Here is a 1,321-nt window from a genome sequence, read left to right on the forward strand (position 1 = left end):
CTTTCCGTATCGGTTTTGTACTGTTGGATAATTTGAGGGAAGTTGCTCATTGACGATGTTATTGTTTAATATTTATTTATTTTGTTTATAAAGTTTATATTTTACCTACCATTTAGATGAGAAATACCATTAACTTATTAATGGATTTATCTTTATTTGATTATATAGGCTGTTTATAATTAAATCGATTTTATTTTTTAAATTTATTGTGCCTAACAAGGGAAGGGTTAGGACTAGTCATCAATATTTTACCCTTCCCTAACTAGGACTTTTCTAATACCATAAATGGGATATTTTTTTACAAATTGCGAATCAATAATGAAAACCTTATAATCCCTTTTATGAATTAGATAACTTGTTCCTCTTCTAGAAGATAGTAGATTTAGTTATTAATTTCCTTTTGCACTTTTCCACATTTCAGCATTTTACTTCCATAATATGGATTTTTTACTTCGTTACTTGTACTTAACCAAGCACTACCTTTATCGTACATTGGGCAAAACTGCTGGTATAACTTATTTTTAGTTCCAGTAATAGCTACCATATCGGTAATATCAGTACTTAAGGTCTTAAAGTGCTCACGTTGATGAGCAATAGGACTTTTTGAAATGTGTTCTGCATGTTCTGTAGCATCTTCTATAATATCAACTAGCTCTTTTTGTTCTTCTTTGCTATAGCTGGTTTTATCAAAAGCCTTTAGAGAGACCATTAGTTTAGCTCCGGCCTGTGCCGCTTTTTTTGAATCATCGGCTACCAATGCATCTTTAAGTAGAAAGTAATCAGCTAGAACTGCTTCTGCTTTAGAATTGTTCATCTTATCCATTTTCATAGTGCTATGATCCATTTTCATGTTTCCATGGTCGTGGTTCATTTTTTCTTTTTCTTGTGCATTGGTTAACGAAACAGTTAACAAGACCATTGCAGCTATACTTATTTTTAAATTTTTCATTTTAGTTTTTTTTAATTATTGTTTATAAATTATCTTTTAGTTCTGTCAGCCAAGTAACGACTTCCTTTTTTTCTTCTTCTGAAAAACTTGCGTTTTTATGGATTAATGTATAAGAACTTAAAGGCATATTATCATCCTCGATCTGACTTATGATTGATTTTAATTTACTCTTTTTTCTTCTATCTGAATAGTCAGCCCATTCGCTAAAATTCAATTCCGATTTTCCCTTTACAATATGATCTTCTAAAAACCAAGCCACTGGTTGTACTTTATTATACCACGGGTATGCTGTATTATTGCTATGACAGTCATAACAGCTTCCTTGTAATTTCTCATTGATTTTTTTTGGTACTGTATTGACCAACATAAAAT

Annotated in this window: 2 protein-coding genes; both read right to left on the reverse strand. The window is 30.7% G+C overall.

Going from position 1 to position 1,321, the window contains the following annotated elements; translation table 11 throughout:
• Positions 1-382: 382 nt before the first annotated feature.
• On the reverse strand, positions 383-949 hold the full coding sequence (locus HJ01_RS16785) for a DUF3347 domain-containing protein (RefSeq protein ID WP_007139708.1): 567 nt from the start codon (positions 947-949) through the stop codon (positions 383-385).
• A gap of 22 nt (positions 950-971) precedes the next feature.
• The coding region (locus HJ01_RS16790) for a heme-binding domain-containing protein (RefSeq protein WP_040474103.1) at positions 972-1,321 on the reverse strand (350 nt) is incomplete at its 5' end.

It is taken from the genome of Flavobacterium frigoris PS1 (assembly GCF_000252125.1).
GTDB lineage: Bacteria > Bacteroidota > Bacteroidia > Flavobacteriales > Flavobacteriaceae > Flavobacterium > Flavobacterium frigoris_A.

Coding starts and splice junctions, on each gene's coding strand:
- HJ01_RS16785 (WP_007139708.1), bottom strand. CDS start 949: ATGAAAAATTTAAAAATAAGTATAGCTGCAATGGTCTTGTTAACTGTT.